The 17472-nt window shown below is 71.5% G+C and carries 13 protein-coding genes and 1 tRNA gene; 9 read left to right on the top strand and 5 right to left on the bottom strand.

Annotated elements, in window-relative coordinates:
- The first annotated feature begins 152 nt into the window (after window positions 1-152).
- The 7 genes from ABZ261_RS26425 (at window position 153) to ABZ261_RS26395 (ending at window position 9331) form a co-directional block, all read left to right on the top strand.
- Window positions 153-2456 (top strand): FdhF/YdeP family oxidoreductase, encoded by a 2304-nt coding sequence (locus tag ABZ261_RS26425; RefSeq protein ID WP_356863307.1) that lies wholly within the window; start codon window positions 153-155, stop codon window positions 2454-2456.
- A 46-nt stretch (window positions 2457-2502) separates the two neighbouring features.
- Complete coding sequence (locus ABZ261_RS26420) at window positions 2503-2994, top strand: hotdog fold thioesterase (RefSeq protein ID WP_356863315.1); 492 nt, start codon at window positions 2503-2505, stop codon at window positions 2992-2994.
- A gap of 648 nt (window positions 2995-3642) precedes the next feature.
- Entirely contained in the window at window positions 3643-4851 is a 1209-nt protein-coding gene (locus ABZ261_RS26415; RefSeq protein ID WP_356863313.1) for a branched-chain amino acid ABC transporter substrate-binding protein, read from the top strand.
- Window positions 4852-4959: 108 nt separating this feature from the next.
- Window positions 4960-5889 (top strand): branched-chain amino acid ABC transporter permease, encoded by a 930-nt coding sequence (locus tag ABZ261_RS26410; protein ID WP_356863305.1) that lies wholly within the window; start codon window positions 4960-4962, stop codon window positions 5887-5889.
- A 5-nt stretch (window positions 5890-5894) separates the two neighbouring features.
- Window positions 5895-7688, top strand: coding sequence for a branched-chain amino acid ABC transporter permease (locus ABZ261_RS26405; protein WP_356863311.1), 1794 nt, complete (start codon window positions 5895-5897; stop codon window positions 7686-7688).
- A gap of 6 nt (window positions 7689-7694) precedes the next feature.
- Window positions 7695-8618, top strand: coding sequence for an ABC transporter ATP-binding protein (locus ABZ261_RS26400; RefSeq protein ID WP_356863303.1), 924 nt, complete (start codon window positions 7695-7697; stop codon window positions 8616-8618).
- On the top strand, window positions 8615-9331 hold the full coding sequence (locus ABZ261_RS26395) for an ABC transporter ATP-binding protein (protein WP_356863301.1): 717 nt from the start codon (window positions 8615-8617) through the stop codon (window positions 9329-9331). Before ABZ261_RS26400 ends, ABZ261_RS26395 begins: the two co-directional genes overlap by 4 nt.
- Before the next feature lie 67 nt (window positions 9332-9398).
- Here the strand turns inward: ABZ261_RS26395 and ABZ261_RS26390 are convergent, their stop codons facing one another.
- The gene (locus ABZ261_RS26390) at window positions 9399-10055 is read right to left on the bottom strand and encodes a response regulator (RefSeq protein ID WP_356863299.1); all 657 of its coding nucleotides are present in this window, start codon (window positions 10053-10055) and stop codon (window positions 9399-9401) included.
- A 99-nt stretch (window positions 10056-10154) separates the two neighbouring features.
- Here ABZ261_RS26390 and ABZ261_RS26385 point away from each other — a divergent pair.
- Both ABZ261_RS26385 and ABZ261_RS26380 read left to right on the top strand, forming a co-directional pair.
- Window positions 10155-10229: transfer RNA gene (locus tag ABZ261_RS26385), tRNA-Leu, on the top strand.
- Between the two features lie 106 nt (window positions 10230-10335).
- Window positions 10336-11094 (top strand): transcriptional regulator, encoded by a 759-nt coding sequence (locus ABZ261_RS26380; RefSeq protein WP_356863297.1) that lies wholly within the window; start codon window positions 10336-10338, stop codon window positions 11092-11094.
- A 22-nt stretch (window positions 11095-11116) separates the two neighbouring features.
- Here the strand turns inward: ABZ261_RS26380 and pyk are convergent, their stop codons facing one another.
- The 4 genes from pyk to ABZ261_RS26360 all read right to left on the bottom strand — a co-directional run bounded on the left by pyk (window position 11117) and on the right by ABZ261_RS26360 (window position 16690).
- The gene (pyk, locus tag ABZ261_RS26375) at window positions 11117-12553 is read right to left on the bottom strand and encodes a pyruvate kinase (RefSeq protein WP_356863295.1); all 1437 of its coding nucleotides are present in this window, start codon (window positions 12551-12553) and stop codon (window positions 11117-11119) included.
- 154 nt (window positions 12554-12707) lie between these two features.
- Window positions 12708-13856, bottom strand: coding sequence for a GDSL-type esterase/lipase family protein (locus ABZ261_RS26370; protein ID WP_356863293.1), 1149 nt, complete (start codon window positions 13854-13856; stop codon window positions 12708-12710).
- 48 nt (window positions 13857-13904) lie between these two features.
- A complete protein-coding gene (locus ABZ261_RS26365) occupies window positions 13905-15317 on the bottom strand; it encodes a SidA/IucD/PvdA family monooxygenase (RefSeq protein WP_356863291.1) in 1413 nt (470 codons plus the stop codon).
- A complete protein-coding gene (locus ABZ261_RS26360) occupies window positions 15314-16690 on the bottom strand; it encodes an aminotransferase class V-fold PLP-dependent enzyme (RefSeq protein ID WP_356863289.1) in 1377 nt (458 codons plus the stop codon). The genes ABZ261_RS26365 and ABZ261_RS26360 overlap by 4 nt, the downstream gene beginning before the upstream one ends.
- Window positions 16691-17472: the final 782 nt, after the last annotated feature.

The raw sequence follows: 17472 nt of genomic DNA, 5'->3' as shown, positions 1-17472 counted from the left end.
CAGTCCGGGTGGAGCGCCTGCGGGGGCCCCGTCGCCCGTCGCCCGTCGCCCGTCGCCCGTCGCCCGTCGCCCGTCGCCCGTCGCCCGTCGCCCGTCGCCCGTGGGAGGATCGTCGGGTACTGCTCACCCGCGCAGTCGAAGAGGAGCGTGCGATGGCGAGGAAGCCGCCCAAGGGTGATCCGGTCCAGGACGCACCGGAGGTCGGGGAGCCGAAGCACGCCGCGGCGGGGCTGCCGGCCGTCGGGCACACCCTGCGGGTGGCCCGGCAGCAGATGGGCGTGCGGCGCACCGCGCTGACGCTGCTGCGCGTGAACCAGAAGGACGGCTTCGACTGCCCCGGCTGCGCCTGGCCGGAGCCGGAGCACCGGCACGCGGCGGAGTTCTGCGAGAACGGCGCGAAGGCGGTGGCCGAGGAGGCGACCCTGCGCCGGGTCACACCGGAGTTCTTCGCCGCGCACCCCGTCGCGGAGCTGGCCGGCCGCAGCGGCTACTGGCTGGGCCAGCAGGGGCGGCTCACGCACCCCATGTACCTCCCGGAGGGGGGCACGCACTACGAGCCGGTCGGCTGGGAGCGGGCCTTCGACATCATCGCCGAGGAGATCGGCGCCCTCGGCTCCCCGGACGAGGCGGTCTTCTACACCTCGGGCCGCACCAGCAACGAGGCCGCGTTCCTGTACCAGCTGTTCGCGCGGGAACTGGGCACCAACAACCTGCCGGACTGCTCGAACATGTGCCACGAGTCGTCCGGCTCGGCGCTCAGCGAGACCATCGGCATCGGCAAGGGCAGCGTCCTGCTGGAGGACCTGTACCAGGCCGACCTGATCATCGTCGCGGGACAGAACCCGGGCACGAACCATCCCCGCATGCTCTCCGCGCTGGAGCGGGCCAAGGCGAACGGCGCGAAGATCATCAGCGTCAACCCGCTGCCCGAGGCGGGCCTGGAGCGCTTCAAGAACCCGCAGACCCCGCAGGGGCTGGTGAAGGGCGCCGCGCTCACCGATCTGTTCCTGCAGATCCGCATCGGCGGCGACCAGGCCCTCTTCCGGCTGCTGAACAAGCTGATCCTGGAGACCGAGGGCGCGGTCGACGAGGAGTTCGTCCGCGACCACACCCACGGGTTCGAGGAGTTCGCGGCCGCCGCCCGGGCCGCCGACTGGGAGCAGACGCTCACCGCGACCGGGCTGCGCCGGGAGGACATCGAGCGGGCGCTGCGCATGGTGCTGGCCTCGCAGCGGACCATCGTGTGCTGGGCGATGGGCCTCACCCAGCACAAGCACGCCGTCCCGACGATCCGGGAGGTGGTCAACTTCCTGCTGCTGCGCGGCAACATCGGCCGCCCCGGCGCGGGGGTGTGCCCGGTGCGCGGGCACAGCAACGTCCAGGGCGACCGCACCATGGGCATCTTCGAACGGCCCGCCCCGGCCTTCCTGGACGCCCTGGAGCGGGAGTTCGGCTTCGCGCCGCCGCGCGAGCACGGCCTCGACGTGGTCCGGGCCATCCGTGCGCTGCGCGACGGCGAGGCGAAGGTCTTCTTCGCCCTGGGCGGCAACTTCGTCTCCGCCTCCCCCGACACCGAGGTCACCGAGGCCGCGATGCGGCGGGCACGGCTGACGGTGCACGTGTCGACCAAGCTGAACCGCTCGCACGTGGTCACCGGCGCGCGGGCGCTGATCCTGCCCACGCTGGGCCGGACCGAGCGCGATGTGCAGAACGGCGCCGAGCAGTTCGTGACGGTCGAGGACTCGATGGGGATGGTGCACGCCTCGCGCGGGCGGCTGAAGCCGGCGAGTCCGCATCTGCGGTCGGAGCCCGCCATCGTGTGCGGCCTGGCCCGGCGGGTGCTCGGCGGGCGCAGCGTCGTGCCGTGGGAGGAGTTCCAGCGGGACTACGGGGCGATCCGGGACCGCATCGCGCGCGTGATCCCCGGTTTCGAGGACTTCAACGCCCGCGTCGCCCGCCCCGGCGGTTTCGCGCTGCCGCACGCCCCGCGCGACGAGCGCCGGTTCCCGACGGCCACCGGCAAGGCGAACTTCACGGCGGCGCCGGTGGAGTACCCGGCGCTGCCCGAGGGACGGCTGCTGCTGCAGACCCTGCGCTCCCACGACCAGTACAACACCACGGTCTACGGTCTGGACGACCGCTACCGGGGCATCACGGGCGGGCGCCGGGTGGTGCTGGTGCACCCCGAGGACGCGCGGGCGCTCGGGGTCGCCGACGGGGCGTACGTCGACCTGGTGAGCGAGTGGCGGGACGGGGTGGAGCGGCGGGCGCCCGGTTTCCGGGTGGTGCTCTACCCGACGGCGCGGGGGTGTGCGGCGGCGTACTACCCGGAGACGAACGTGCTGGTGCCGCTGGACGCCACGGCCGACACCAGCAACACCCCGGCGAGCAAGTCCGTCGTCGTGCGCCTCGAAGGGCACGCGGAGAGCCGTCTGGAACAATCGGCGACCGACTGAGCGTTTGCTCAGGCTGAGACGGGTGACGACGAACGGAGCCGGGCCGATGGGCGAGCAGCAGCAAGTGAAGTTCCCGCAGGAGGTCGTCCAGGAGTACGCCGCGCTCGGCGTCGACCTGCCGGCCCTGTTCTCGGCCGGGCACCTGGGCACGCGCATGGGCGTGCAGATCCTCGAGGCGTCCGCGGACAAGGTCGTGGGGACCATGCCGGTGGAGGGCAACACCCAGCCGTACGGACTGCTGCACGGCGGCGCCTCGGCGGTGCTCGCGGAGACCCTGGGCTCGGTCGGCTCCATGCTGCACGGCGGCAGCTCGAAGATCGCGGTCGGCGTCGACCTGAACTGCACGCACCACCGCGGGGTCCGCTCGGGCCTGGTGACGGGCGTGGCCACACCGGTGCACCGGGGCCGGTCGACGGCGACGTACGAGATCGTGATCAGCGACGAGGAGGGCCGGCGCGTCTGCACCGCGCGGCTGACCTGCCTGCTGCGCGAGGCGCGCAAGGGCGACGAGGCGCACGCGCAGGGCACCGGCGCCTGACAGCGCCCCGGCACGGCGGCGGACGGCGGGGTGACGCGAGCCCCGCCGCCACCGGCGCGCATCCGCCCGCGGCGCCATGCGCCGCGGTGCGCCCTTCAGTTGACGATCCGTCAGGCCCCACGGCCGTCGGGTTCCGCCCCGGGGCGAGGCCACGCACGGCCTGTGGGAAAACGGCCGCGCGCCCGCCCGCGAGGGAAAACGGAAAAGCACCGAGCGTCGAGTTTCTTTCCCCGAAGTAACTGTGCGTAATGCACACGCGAAACGGATTCCCGGTTTCACGGCGGGTTCACACCGCCCCCGCGCCCCCGACGCGTCCGAAAGTCGCCTCCAGCAACAGAGTCGCGTAATCACCAAAATGCCCGAGACGCCTGAACAGATCGCGGCGAGCCCTGCGGTTTCTCACCATGCGGACAGGGCGAATCGGTCTGAATTCCTTCTTACCCACCGCGCCGCACCGCTCTGCATTACCTCGTGTCATAACAAGAGCGTCACATCATCGGCCAGACTCTCCTCCACGTTCCCCACACACGCTTAGAGTCACGGCCAGTCACCGCTCCATCGGGAGTTCGGTACCGGCGCGGCACCCATCCGTTCCCCGGAAGGGGTCGGTCGTGCCTGCGGAAAGGATCGATTGTGCGACAGCGTTCTCTGGTGATTCTTACCTCCGTGCTGACCACAGGAGCTCTGACTCTCACCGCCTGCGGCTCCCGCGACGACGACAGCAAGGGCGGCGACAGCGGCAACGTGACGGTCACGATCGGCGTCGACGCCCCGCTGACCGGCCAGAACTCCGCCACAGGTCTCGGCATCCAGTACGGCGCGCAGATCGCCGTCGACGACGCCAACAAGAACAAGACCGTCCCCGGCGTCACCTTCAAGCTCAAAGCGCTGGACGACAAGGCGATCCCCGCCACCGGACAGCAGAACGCCTCCCAGTTCGTCGCCGACAAGGACGTCCTCGGCGTCGTCGGCCCGCTGAACTCCGGTGTGGCCACGCAGATGCAGCAGACGCTCGCCGCGGCGAACCTGGTGGAGATCTCCCCCTCGAACACCGCGCCCGAACTCACCCAGGGCAAGAACTGGCAGACCAGCAAGTCCCGCCCGTTCAAGACGTACTTCCGCACCGCGACCACCGACGCCCTGCAGGGCGCCTTCGCCGCGGACTACGCCTACAACGGCCTCAAGAAGAAGAAGGCCTTCGTCGTCGACGACAAGCAGACCTACGGCGCCGGCCTCTCCAAGATCTTCAAGGAGCAGTTCGCCAAGCAGGGCGGCAAGGTCATCGGCACCGACCACGTCAACACCGGCGACCGCGACTTCTCCACCCTCGTCACCAAGATCAAGAACTCGGGCGCCGACATCCTCTACTACGGCGGCCAGTACGACGAGTCCCAGGTGCTGACCAAGCAGCTCAAGGACGCCGGCGCCAAGATCCCGCTGTTCGGCGGCGACGGCATGTTCACCCCGACCTACATCAAGACCGCCGGCAAGGCCGCCGAGGGCGACCTGGTCACCTCCATCGGCGTCCCCGTCGACACCCTGCCCGCCGCCAAGGACTTCGTGGCCGCCTACAAGGCCAAGAAGTACCCCGGCGACTACGGCACCTACGGCTCGTACTCCTACGACGCCACCACGGCGATCATCAAGGCCGTCGGCCAGGTCGTCAAGGACGGCAAGGTTCCCTCCGACGCCCGCGCGAAGGTCGTCGAGGCCGTCCAGAACAGCTCCTTCGACGGCATCTCCGGCAAGATCTCGTTCGACCAGTACGGCGACACCACGAACAAGCAGCTGACCGTCTACCAGGTCACCAAGGGTGAGTGGAAGTCCGTCAAGAGCGGCACGGCCAACCCGAAGTAACCGATCCGGACACCGCACCACCAGGGCCGCGCGGCACAGACCACCGTCACCGCGCGGCCCGCCTTCTACCGCCCCCCTTGACTCTCCCCACCACATGGAGGCCATGCGGTGAACACCCTGCCGCAGCAGCTGGCCAACGGGCTGTTCCTCGGCTCGATGTACGGGCTGATCGCCATCGGTTACACGATGGTGTACGGCATCGTCCAGCTCATCAACTTCGCCCACGGCGAGATCTTCATGACCGGAGGCTTCGGCGCTCTCACGGTCTACCTCGCCCTGCCGGACGGCATATCCATGTGGATAGCCCTGCCGGCGATGCTGATCGGCGGTGCACTCGTCGCCGTGCTCATCGCCGTCGGCGCCGAGCGCTTCGCCTACCGCCCCCTGCGCGGCGCACCACGCCTCGCCCCGCTGATCACCGCGATCGGCCTGTCGCTCGCCCTGCAGCAGGCGGTCTTCAACTGGTACCCCGACGCCAAGTCCGCCCGGGTCTTCCCGCAGCTGCCCTTCGGCCCGCTCCACCTCGGCTCGGTGACCGTGCAGAGCGGCGACGTCTTCCTCATCATCGCCGCCCCGCTGTGCATGGCGGTCCTCGCCTTCTTCGTCCGGCTCTCCCGCACCGGCCGCGCCATGCAGGCCACCGCCCAGGACCCGGACACCGCCCAGCTCATGGGCATCGACACCAACCGCATCATCGTCATCGCCTTCGCCATCGGCGGATTCTTCGCCGCCGTCGCCGGCCTCTCCTACGGCCTGAAGTACGGCTCGGTCGCCTACGACATGGGCTTCATCGCCGGCCTCAAGGCGTTCACCGCGGCCGTCCTCGGCGGCATCGGCAACATCTACGGCGCCATGCTCGGCGGGCTCGTCCTCGGCCTCGCCGAAGCCATGGCCACCGCCTACATCGCCGACATCCCCGGCATGCAGCAGCTCGGCGGAGGCGGCTGGGCCGCCGTATGGGCCTTCGTCCTCCTCATCCTCGTACTCCTCTTCCGACCACAGGGCCTGCTCGGCGAGCGCGTCGCGGACAGGGCGTGAGCAGCATGACCGACACCACCACCGGAACCACCGCCACGGCCTCCGCCGCCCTGGACCGCGGACCCGTCCCGCTCCCGCGGGCAGCCGCGCGGCTGCTCATCGCCGCCGGCGCCGCCGGCACCATCGCCAGCACCTTCCTCAGCTGGACCTGGACGCCCGCCTTCCCCGGCAACCTGACCGTCTACGGCTACCCCGCGGGCCTGCAGATCCTCGCCCTCGTGGCCGGCGCCCTCACCCTGCTGTTCGGGCTCACCCTCTGGAACGTGCCCGGCCTCAACCGGCTCAACCCGGCCGGCGCCACCTCCCCCGTCCTCCTGGCGGCCCTCTCCGCGTTCGCCGTCTGCTGGTTCACCGGCATCGCCATCGCGGTCGACCTCGGCGGCCTCGTCAACCTCGACCCCGGCGCCTACGTGGCGATGGCGGCCTCCGCCCTCCCCGTCCTCGGCGCCCTCGCCCTGCCGCACCCCGCCGCGGGCACCGGCATCCGCGGCTACCTCGCCAAACCCCAGCAGCCCCGCCCCGGCACACTGTCCCCGCTCGCCGAACGCGGCGTCATCACCGCCGGCACCGCCATCGCCCTCGCGGCGTTCACCTACGGCATCGGCATCGACAACGACGCCAGCGAAACCTTCATCGGCTTCCTGCTCCTCGTCGTCTTCGCCGCCTGGGCCCTCGTCCACAGCGGACTCCTCGACCGCTACGCGACCATCTCGGCACGGCACAAGGCCTTCGCCGCGACGCTCGCCTTCGTCGCCGCCGTGATCTTCCCCTTCACCCAGAGCGACGACCACAACGCCAACGTCGGCGTCAACATCCTCATCTTCGCCACCGTCGCCCTCGGCCTGAACATCGTCGTCGGCCTCACCGGCCTCCTCGACCTCGGCTACGTCGCCTTCCTCGGCGTCGGCGCCTACGCGGCCGCACTGGTCTCCGGCTCCGAGTACTCCCGGTTCACCGGCGTGCACTTCCCGTTCTGGGCCGCCGCCCTCACCGGCATGGCCGCCTCACTGGTCTTCGGCGTACTGATCGGCGCGCCGACCCTGCGCCTGCGCGGCGACTACCTGGCCATCGTCACCCTCGGCTTCGGAGAGATCTTCCGCATCACCGTCAACAACCTCGACGGCGACTCCGGACCCAACATCACCCGCGGCCCCAACGGCATCACCCAGATCCCCGACCTGGACATCCTCGGGTTCAACCTCGGCGAGGCACACGACATCGGCGGGTTCACCCTCGGCCGGTTCGCCAACTACCTGTTCCTGATGCTCATCGTCACGGCGATCGTCGTCCTCGTCTTCACCCGCGCCGCCGACTCCCGCATCGGCCGCTCCTGGATCGCCATCCGCGAGGACGAGACCGCCGCCACCGCCATGGGCATCAACGGCTTCCGCGTCAAACTGATCGCCTTCGCCCTCGGCGCCTCCCTCGCCGGCCTCGCCGGCACCGTGATGGCCCACGTCAACTACAGCGTCAACCCGCAGCCCTACCAGTTCGCCGGCGCCGCCCCGCCCAACTCGGCCTTCCTGCTGGCCGCCGTCGTCCTCGGCGGCATGGGCACCGTCAGCGGCCCGCTGCTCGGCGCCAGCGTCCTCTACCTGGTCCCCGAGAAGCTCCAGTTCCTGCAGAACTACGAACTGTTCGCCTTCGGCATCGCGCTCATCCTCCTGATGCGCTTCCGGCCGGAAGGCATCATCGCCAACCGCCGGCGCCAGCTGGAGTTCCACGAGACCGGCCAGCTCGACGTACCGGAACGCAAGACGCTCACCGACGAACCGGCCGTCACCAAGGCAGGGGCGTGAGGAACCATGACGACACCTGTACTCGAAGCCCGTGACGTCACCATGCGCTTCGGCGGACTCACCGCCGTCCGCTCCGTCGACTTCACGGTCAACAGCGGCGAGATCGTCGGCCTGATCGGCCCGAACGGCGCCGGCAAGACCACCTTCTTCAACTGCCTCACCGGCCTGTACGTCCCCACCGAAGGCACCGTCGCCTACCGGGGCCGCGTACTGCCGCCCAAACCGCACCTGGTGACGCAGGCCGGCATCGCCCGCACCTTCCAGAACATCCGGCTCTTCGCCAACATGACCGTCCTGGAGAACGTCCTCGTCGGCCGCCACACGCGGACCAAGGAAGGCCTGTGGTCGGCACTGCTGCGCGGCCCCGGCTTCCGCAAGGCCGAGAAGGAGTCCGAGGCGAAGGCCATGGAACTCCTGGAGTTCGTCGGACTCGCCGCCAAGCGCGACCACCTGGCCCGCAACCTGCCCTACGGCGAACAGCGCAAACTGGAGATCGCCCGCGCGCTGGCCAGCGAGCCCGGCCTGCTGCTGCTCGACGAGCCGACCGCCGGCATGAACCCGCAGGAGACCCGCACCACCGAGGAACTGGTCTTCGCCATCCGCGACAAGGGCATCGCCGTGCTCGTCATCGAGCACGACATGCGCTTCATCTTCAACCTGTGCGACCGCGTCGCCGTCCTCGTCCAGGGCGAGAAGCTCGTCGAAGGCACCTCCGACGTCGTCCAGGCCGACGAACGGGTCGTCGCCGCCTACCTCGGCGAACCCTTCGAGGGCGACCCCGGGCAGGAGGAGGCCGCCGAGGTCCAGGCCGCGGAGGCCGCCGCCACCCGGCCCGCCGGCGCGGCGACCGCCGACGGCGCACGGAGCACCGGCGACGGGGAGAGCGACGACGCGCAGAGCACCGGCACCACCAAGGGAGAGGCCCAGTGACCGCACTGCTGGAGGTCGAGGACCTCAGGGTCGCCTACGGCAAGATCGAGGCCGTCAAGGGCATCTCGTTCAGCGTCGAGGCCGGCCAGGTCGTCACCCTCATCGGCACCAACGGCGCCGGCAAGACGACGACCCTGCGCACGCTCTCGGGACTGCTCAAGCCCACCTCCGGGAAGATCGTCTTCGACGGCAAGCCGCTCACCGGCGTCCCGGCGCACCGGATCGTCTCCCTCGGACTCGCCCACTCCCCCGAGGGCCGGCACATCTTCCCGCGGCTGACCATCGCCGAGAACCTGCAGCTCGGCGCCTTCCTCAGGAAGGACAAGGAAGGCATCGAGAAGGACATCCAGCGCGCCTACGACCTCTTCCCGATCCTCGGGGAGCGCCGGAAGCAGGCCGCGGGCACCCTCTCGGGCGGCGAACAGCAGATGCTGGCGATGGGCAGGGCGCTGATGTCCCAGCCGAAGCTGCTGATGCTGGACGAGCCGTCCATGGGCCTGTCGCCCATCATGATGCAGAAGATCATGTCGACGATCTCCGAGCTGAAGGCCCAGGGCACCACCATCCTGCTGGTCGAGCAGAACGCCCAGGCGGCGCTCTCGCTCGCCGACCAGGGCCATGTCATGGAGGTCGGCAGCATCGTCCTGTCCGGCAGCGGCCAGGACCTGCTGCACGACGAGTCGGTCCGCAAGGCCTACCTCGGCGAGGACTGACCCGCCACCGCCACGAGGCCCGCGCCCCCTTTCCGGGGCGCGGGCCTCGCCGTGCGCAGACCGCCGTTCAGCTCTTCTTCGCGGCCTTCTTCTCCTCGTTGTCCGCGATGACCGCCTCGGCGACCTGCTGCATCGACATCCGGCGGTCCATGGAGGTCTTCTGGATCCAGCGGAAGGCGGCCGGCTCGGTCAGGCCGTACTCGGTCTGCAGCACGGACTTCGCACGGTCGACCAGCTTGCGGGTGTGCAGCCGCTGGCTGAGGTCGGCGACCTCCTTCTCCAGCTGCTTCAGCTCGGTGAACCGGGAGACGGCCATCTCGATCGCCGGGACGACGTCGCTCTTGCTGAACGGCTTGACCAGATACGCCATGGCACCGGCGTCCCGGGCCCGCTCGACCAGGTCGCGCTGCGAGAAGGCGGTCAGCATCAGGACCGGCGCGATGGACTCCTCGGCGATCTTCTCCGCCGCGGAGATGCCGTCCAGCTTGGGCATCTTCACGTCCAGGATGACCAGGTCCGGCCGGTGCTCCCGGGCCAGCTCCACGGCCTGCTCGCCGTCGCCCGCCTCACCGACGACGGTGTACCCCTCCTCCTCCAGCATCTCCTTGAGGTCGAGCCGGATCAGGGCCTCGTCCTCGGCGATGACGACACGGGTCGTCAGCGGAGGCACGTGCGACTTGTCGTCGTCGGGCGCGTCTACGGGCTGGGGCGACTCGGCGGTCACGGGGGCTCCTCGTTCAGGCAGGGGCACTGCTGACAAGAGCCTACCTAGCTACGATATGGTGGACGCGCGGAGGGTCAGGGGAAACCTTGGATTCTGCGAGCCCCGGTAGCCCAATTGGCAGCAGGCAACGGATTCAAAACCCGTACAGTGTCGGTTCGAGTCCGACCCGGGGCACTTTTCCTTGGATTCCAAGGTTCGCGACTTCAAGCGGAGAGGCACGTTCGCGTGATTCTCCGCTTTCCGCTGTGCCCGGCGGCGACCGGTGAACGATGGTGTCCACATGTACGACATCGGCACCCGTGAGCGGGTTCTCGCGCTGGTGGACCAGGGCCGCAGTCTCCACTCCGTCAGCAAGGAGACGGGGATTTCCCGGGCTGCGATCCGCGCCTGGCAGCACCGCCCGGAGCCCCTGTCCCGCCGGTCGCCCCCGGCCCCGGAAGCACCCGCCGACGACCGTGCGTACGCCTATCTTCTGGGCCTCTATCTCGGCGACGGCTGTATCAGTCCCCATCCACGCGGCACCGGGTACCACCTCAGGATCGCGTGTGCCGACGCGTGGCCCGGTCTGATGCGTCAGTGCGGCGAGGCCATCCGGAAGGTGCTCCCCGGCGTCGGCGTCTACGTCCTCCGGAGGCAGGGCTGCTCGATGGTGACCAGCTATTCCCGGCACTGGCCCCGGCTCTTCCCGCAGCACGGTCCTGGGAAGAAGCATGAGCGGCCCGTCGTCCTGGAGGCCTGGCAGCGCGCCGTCGTCGACGCCCACCCCTGGGAGTTCGTCCGCGGCCTCATCCACTCCGACGGCTGCCGGGTCACCAACTGGACGACGCGCGTGGTCGCCGGTGAACGCAAGCGGTACGAGTATCCGCGGTACTTCTTCACCAACCGGTCGGACGACATCCGGCGCCTCTACACGGACACCCTCGACCGGCTGGGCGTCGAGTGGACGCACTGCACCCGCAAGGGCGACCCGTACAGCATCTCGGTCGCCAGGAAGGCGTCCGTGGCGCTCCTCGACGCCCACGTCGGCCCGAAGCACTGACCCCGCCGGAGGGCTCCGGCCGTCACCTCGGGCTGTCGTCCTCGCCGATGTGGTGGACCCGGACCATGTTGGTGGAGCCGGAGACGCCGGGCGGGGAACCGGCGGTGATCACCACGATGTCGCCCTTCCGGCAGCGGCCGTACCGCAGGAGCAGTTCGTCGACCTGGTCGACCATGGCGTCGGTGGAGTCGGCGTGCGGACCGAGGAAGGTCTCGGTGCCCCAGGTGAGGCTGAGCTGGGAGCGGGTGGCCGGCTCGGGGGTGAAGGCGAGCAGCGGGATCGGTGAGCGGTAGCGGGAGAGCCGGCGGGCGGTGTCTCCGGACTGGGTGAAGGCCACCAGGAACTTCGCGCCGAGGAAGTCGCCCATCTCGGCGGCGGCGCGGGCGACGGCTCCGCCCTGGGTGCGGGGCTTGTTCCGGTCGGTCAGCGGCGGCAGGCCCTTGGCCAGCATGTCCTCTTCGGCGGCCGCGACGATCCTGGCCATGGTGCGCACGGTCTCGACCGGGTACTTGCCCACGCTGGTCTCGCCGGAGAGCATCACCGCGTCCGTGCCGTCGAGGACGGCGTTGGCCACGTCGGAGGCCTCGGCGCGGGTCGGGCGGGAGTTCTCGATCATCGAGTCGAGCATCTGGGTGGCGACGATGACGGGCTTGGCGTTGCGCTTGGCGAGTTTGACGGCGCGCTTCTGCACCATCGGGACCTGTTCCAGCGGCATTTCCACGCCGAGGTCGCCGCGCGCCACCATCAGTCCGTCGAAGGCGGCGACGATGCCGTCGAGGTTGGCCACGGCCTGCGGTTTCTCGATCTTGGCGATGACGGGGAGGCGGCGGCCCTCCTCGGCCATGATGCGGTGGACGTCCTGGGCGTCGTCGCCGCTGCGGACGAAGGAGAGGGCGATCACGTCGAATCCGGTGCGCAGCGCCCAGCGCAGGTCGTCCTCGTCCTTCTCGGAGAGGGCGGGGACGGAGACGGCGACGCCGGGGAGGTTGAGGCCCTTGTGGTCGGAGACGACGCCTCCCTCGATCACGCGGGTGTGCACGTGGGGGCCGTCGACGGCGGTGACCTCCAGGCAGACCTTGCCGTCGTCCACGAGGACGCGCTCGCCGGGGGTGACGTCGGCGGCGAGGCCGGCGTAGGTGGTGCCGCACCGGTGGCGGTCGCCCTGGACGCCGTCCTCGACGGTGATGGTGAAGGTGTCACCGCGTTCGAGGAGTACGGGGCCTTCGCCGAAGCGGCCGAGGCGGATTTTCGGGCCCTGAAGGTCGGCGAGGATTCCGACGCTGCGGCCGGTTTCGTCGGCGGCTTTCCGCACGCGTCGATAACGTTCCTCGTGCTCGGCGTGCGTGCCGTGGCTGAGGTTGAACCGGGCGACGTCCATTCCGGCCTCGACCAGTGCTTTGATCTGGTCGTACGAGTCGGTGGCGGGGCCCAGAGTACAGACGATCTTTGCTCGGCGCATGGGTCGAGCCTATGACCTACCCGCGGGTAGAGAATTGGTCCCATGTGACCACGCAACACACTTTCGGTAAAGCCTTGTCGACAAGTGTTGAATTGCGCGACGACTCGCTCCTTTGAGCGAGAGAAGCCGACGCGGGGAAGGCCGTCGCGGTGTTTCAGAGGGGCAGAGACGACAGGTCGACGGCGTCGGCGATCGCCCGCGCGCCGGCGTCGTTGACGTGCAGACCGTCGCCGCTGTCGAACGCGGCGCGGATCCGTTCGGGTTCGGCCGGGTCGGCGACGGCGGCGGCCACGTCCACCACGGCGTCGAAGGGGTGCGTGTCGCCGAGCAGCCAGGCGTTGACCTCGCGCCGGGCGCTCTGGCCGGCTTCGGTGTCGTAGCCGTCGTAGACCGTGCCCCGGTACGGGCCGATGGTGCAGCCGACGGCGGTGAGGCCGGCGGCGTGCAGGCGTCCGGCGAGGGCGGTGAGCCCGGTGACGAGTTCGGCCGCCGTGGCGCCGTCCGCGGGCTCGGGGTGGGCGCGGAAGCCGGGCATGCCGAGGTCGTTGAGGCCGATGTGGACCAGGACGTGGCTGACGCCGGGGACGGTGAGGACGTCGTGGTCGACGCGGGCGAGCAGGTGCTCGCCGATCTCGTCGGTGAGCAGCCGGTTGCCGGAGATGCCCTGGTTGACGATCCAGCCCCGGGTGAGGCGGCGGCTGAGCCGGGCCGGGAAGCTGCCGGCGCTGCCGGGTGTGGTCGCCGCGCCCTCGATCCAGGAGTCGCCGAAGGCGACGGCGATGCGTGTGCCCGCGGGGGCGCGGACGTCGGCGCCGATGACGAAGTGACCGGTGGTCACCTCCTCGGCGCCGTGGAGGTGTGCGGCGGTCAGCTGTTCGCCGGGGGCGGTGTGGCCGGTGTCGTAGGGCACCGCGGTGTAGGCGGTGGGGCCGGTGTCGCCGGGAAGGTACAGGGTGACGGTGAGTTCTTCGCCGGCGGTGACGGGCCGTTCGACGGGGTCGCTGACGAGTTCCCCGCCCGCGGGGATCTCGGCGGTCGGGGCGCCCGCGAAGGTGAGCGTGGCGCCGGTGGCGGGGTCGATGCCGTGGCCGGTGGTGCGGGTGGCGAGGTGGGCTCCGCCTATCTCGACGGGGGTCCGGCCGTAGCGGTTGCCGAGGAGGATGCGCACCGCCTCGCCTCCTCCGGCCGGGCGCAGGGACTGCCGGAGCGTCTGGCCGGCGAAGCCGCGCGGTTCGGTGAGGTGGAAGGACTCGTCGGGGCTGATGACGGCGGCGCGGTGGGCGGCGATCCAGGCGGTGGTCATGACCGGCGGCAACGCCGCCGCCGGTGTGCTTGTTCCGGGCCGGGCCGTTCACTTTCCTTCCGGCAGGGGGGTGAGCCGTTCGGTCCGCCCGTTGCGCTGTGCCCGGACGGACGGCTGTGCGAGGCCGAAGGTCGTGAAGGCGGTGCGGGCGGGCAGCGGGTACGGCTCCGTTCCGGTGAGCGCGTTGAGGATGGTGGCGCTGCGCCAGGCGGCGAGACCGAGGTCGGGGGCGCCGACGCCGTGGGTGTGCAGTTCGGCGTTCTGGACGTGGACCGAGCCGGTGACGGAGGGGTCCAGCTCGAGCCGGTACTGCTCGTCGATGCGGGGGCGTCCGCTGCTGTCGCGGCGCAGGTAGGGGTCGAGTCCGGCGAGGAGCCGGCCGAGGGGGCGTTCGCGGTAGCCGGTGGCGAGGACGACGGCGTCGGTGGTGAGCCGGGAGCGGCTGCCCTGCTGCGTGTGTTCCAGGTGCAGTTCGATCCGGCCGGCGGGGGTGCGGCCGGCGGTGCGGACGCGGACGCCGGGGGTGAGGACGGCGTCTGGCCAGCCGCCGTTCAGGGTGCGGCGGTACAGCTCGTCGTGGACGGCGGCGAGGGTGCCGGCGTCGATGCCTTTGTGCAGTTGCCACTGGGCGGCGACGAGCCGGTCGCGGACGGGTTCGGCGAGGGCGTGGAAGTAGCGGGCGTAGTCCGGGGTGAAGTGCTCCAGGCCGAGTTTGGAGTACTCCATCGGCGCGAACGCCTCGGTGCGGCCGATCCAGTGCAGCCGTTCCCGGCCGGCGGGGCGGTGGCGGAGCAGGTCGAGGAAGATCTCGGCGCCGGACTGCCCGGAGCCGACGACGGTGATGTGCCCGGCGGCGAGCACGGTGTCGCGGTGGGCGAGGTAGTCGGCGGCGTGGACGACGGGTACGCCGGCCGCCTGCACCAGGGGTGTGAGGGGTTCGGGCACGTGGGGGGCGGTGCCGACGCCGAGGACGACGTTGCGGGTGTGCGTACGGCCCAGGGCTTCGGCCTCGCCGGCGTCGTCGAGCTGGGTGAAGTCGACTTCGAACACGTCGTGTTCGGGGTTCCAGCGGATGGTGTCGACCTGGTGGCGGAAGCGGAGGCCGGGCAGTTGTCCGGCGACCCAGCGGCAGTAGGCGTCGTACTCGGCGCGGTGGATGTGGAAGTGCTCGGCGAAGTAGAAGGGGAAGAGCCGCTCCCGGCTTCTGAGGTAGTTGAGGAAGCTGAAGGGGCTGGTGGGGTCGGCGAGGGTCACCAGGTCGGCGAGGAACGGGACCTGGACGGTGGCGCCCTCGATGAGCAGTCCGGGGTGCCATGCGAAGCCGGGGCGCTGTTCGTAGAAGACGGCGTCGAGTCCGGTGAGCGGGTGGGCGAGGGCGGCGAGGGAGAGGTTGCAGGGGCCGATGCCGATGCCGACCAGGTCGCGCGGACGGGTGGGCGCGTGGTGTGGGGGGTGGGTCATGCCGGGGTGCTTCTTTCGACGAGTTCGAGCAGCTGGGCCAGGTCGTCCGGCCGGGTGTGGGGGTTGAGGAAGGTGGCCTTGAGCCACAGGCGGCCGTCGGGCCGGGCGCGGCCGAGGACGGCCCGGCCGTCGTGCAGCAGTCTGCGGCGCGCGGCCGCCACGGTGTCGTCGTCGGTGCCGGCGGGGCGGAACAGGACGGTGCTGATGACCGGCCGGTCGTACAGCGTGAAGCCGGGGTGGTCGCCGACCAGTGCGGCGAATTCGCGGGCGCGGGCGCAGACCTGGTCCACCAGGGCGGCGAGCCCGCCGCGGCCCAGTGTCTTCAGGGTGACGGCGATCTTCAGGACGTCGGGGCGGCGGGTGGTGCGCAGGGAGCGGCCGAGCAGGTCGGGGAGGCCGGCGTCGGTGTCGTCGTCGGCGTTCAGGTAGTCGGTGCGCTGGTGGAGGGCGGCGAGTTCGTGCGGGCGGGCGACGGCGAGGAGGCCGGCGGCGGCCGGCTGCCAGCCGAGCTTGTGCAGGTCGAGGGTGACGGTGTGGGCGGTGTCGAGCCCGGTGAGGGTGTCACGGTGGCGGTCGCTGAAGAGGAGGCCGCCGCCGTAGGCGGCGTCGACGTGGAGCCGGGCGCCGTGGGCGGCGCAGAGGCCGGCGATCTGGGGCAGCGGGTCGACGAGGCCCGCGTCGGTGGTGCCGGCGGTGGCGGCGACGAGCAGCGGGCCGGGGAGCGCGGTGAGGGCGTCGTCGAGGGCGGCCGGGTCGAGGGTGCCGTTCGGCGCCGGGACGACGACCGGGTCGGGCAGGCCGAGCAGCCAGGCGGCGCGCGGCAGGGAGTGGTGGGCGTTCGTGCCGCAGACCAGCCGGACGCTGCCGCCGTGGGCCTCGCGGGCGAGCAGCAGCGCGAGCTGGTTGGACTCGGTGCCGCCGGTGGTGACGAGGGCGTCGGCGAGGCCGGCCGCGCGGGCGAGGGCGTGGGCGACCGCTGCTTCCAGGGCGGAGGCGGCCGGGGCCTGGTCCCAGGAGTCGAGCGAGGGGTTGAGGGTGCTCGCCGCGAGGTCGGCGGCGGCGGCCACGGCGAGCGGCGGGCAGTGCAGGTGGGCGGTGCAGAGGGGGTCGGCGGGGTCGGCGGCGCCCTCGGCGAGGGCCTGTACGAGGGTGTGCAGGGCGTCAGGGTCGCCGGTGTCCGGCAGGACGTCCCCGAGGGCGTCGGCGACGCGCGCGGCGACGGCGTCCGGTCCGCCGGCCGGCAGGGGTCCGGCCCGGCGGCCGGCGCCGGCCGCGAGCGCGTCCAGCACGGTGCCGAGGAGGGGGCGCAGGGCGCCCGGGCCGTCGGGTCCCGAGGCGAGGGGCGGCAGGCGTGGGGGCTCCGCTCCGCTCATGGGTTCTCCTCCGGGGCCTGGGAAGGTCCAGTGGGCTTCCGGCTCGTGAGTGGATGTCCAGGTTGTACCGGAAGGGTGCCCTGCGTCCCGAAGGCCGGGGGAACAGAACCCGAAAGTGTGCGCTGCCGTGCGAGCGGAACGGCTCCGGGAACGGCGCACCGGGCGGGGCGGGCGCCGTGCGCCGGGCGTGTACTGCCGCCCGGTCAGGGACGATCGATGGCTGCGACACCGCGGGCCCGCCGGGGCCGCGCGGACGCGCCGGGGGCGGTCGCCCGCACAGTGCCCGCGCCACCCCGCCGGGCGCGGACTTCCGCACGTGGACGGACAGTCCGCCGGGACACCGGGCCCGCCGGGGCCGCGCGGATGCGTCGGGGGCGGTCGCCCGCACGGGGTGCCCGCACCGCCCCATCAGGCGCGGACTGCCGCACGTGGACGGACAGCCCGCCGGGACACCGAGCGCGGGACACCGGGGCCGCGCGGATGCGTCGGGGGCGGTCGCCCGCACGGGGTGCCCGCACCGCCCCGCCAGGCGCGCGGACTGCCGCACGTGGACGGACAGCCCGCCGGGACACCGAGCGCGGGACACCGGGCCCGCCGGGACCGCGCGGACGCGCCGGGGGCGGTCGCCCGCACGGGTACCCGCACCACCCCGCCAGGCGCGCGGACTGCCGCACGTGGACGGACGGTCCGCCGGGACACCGAGCGCGGGACACCGGGCCCGCCGGGACCGCGCGGACGCGCCGGGGGCGGTCGCCCGCACGGGTACCCGCACCACCCCGCCA

Source organism: Streptomyces sp. NPDC006193, from assembly GCF_040613915.1.
GTDB lineage: Bacteria > Actinomycetota > Actinomycetes > Streptomycetales > Streptomycetaceae > Streptomyces.
The sequence above is the reverse complement of the archived record's forward strand: the minus strand, read 5'-3'. Positions and strand labels throughout refer to the sequence as shown.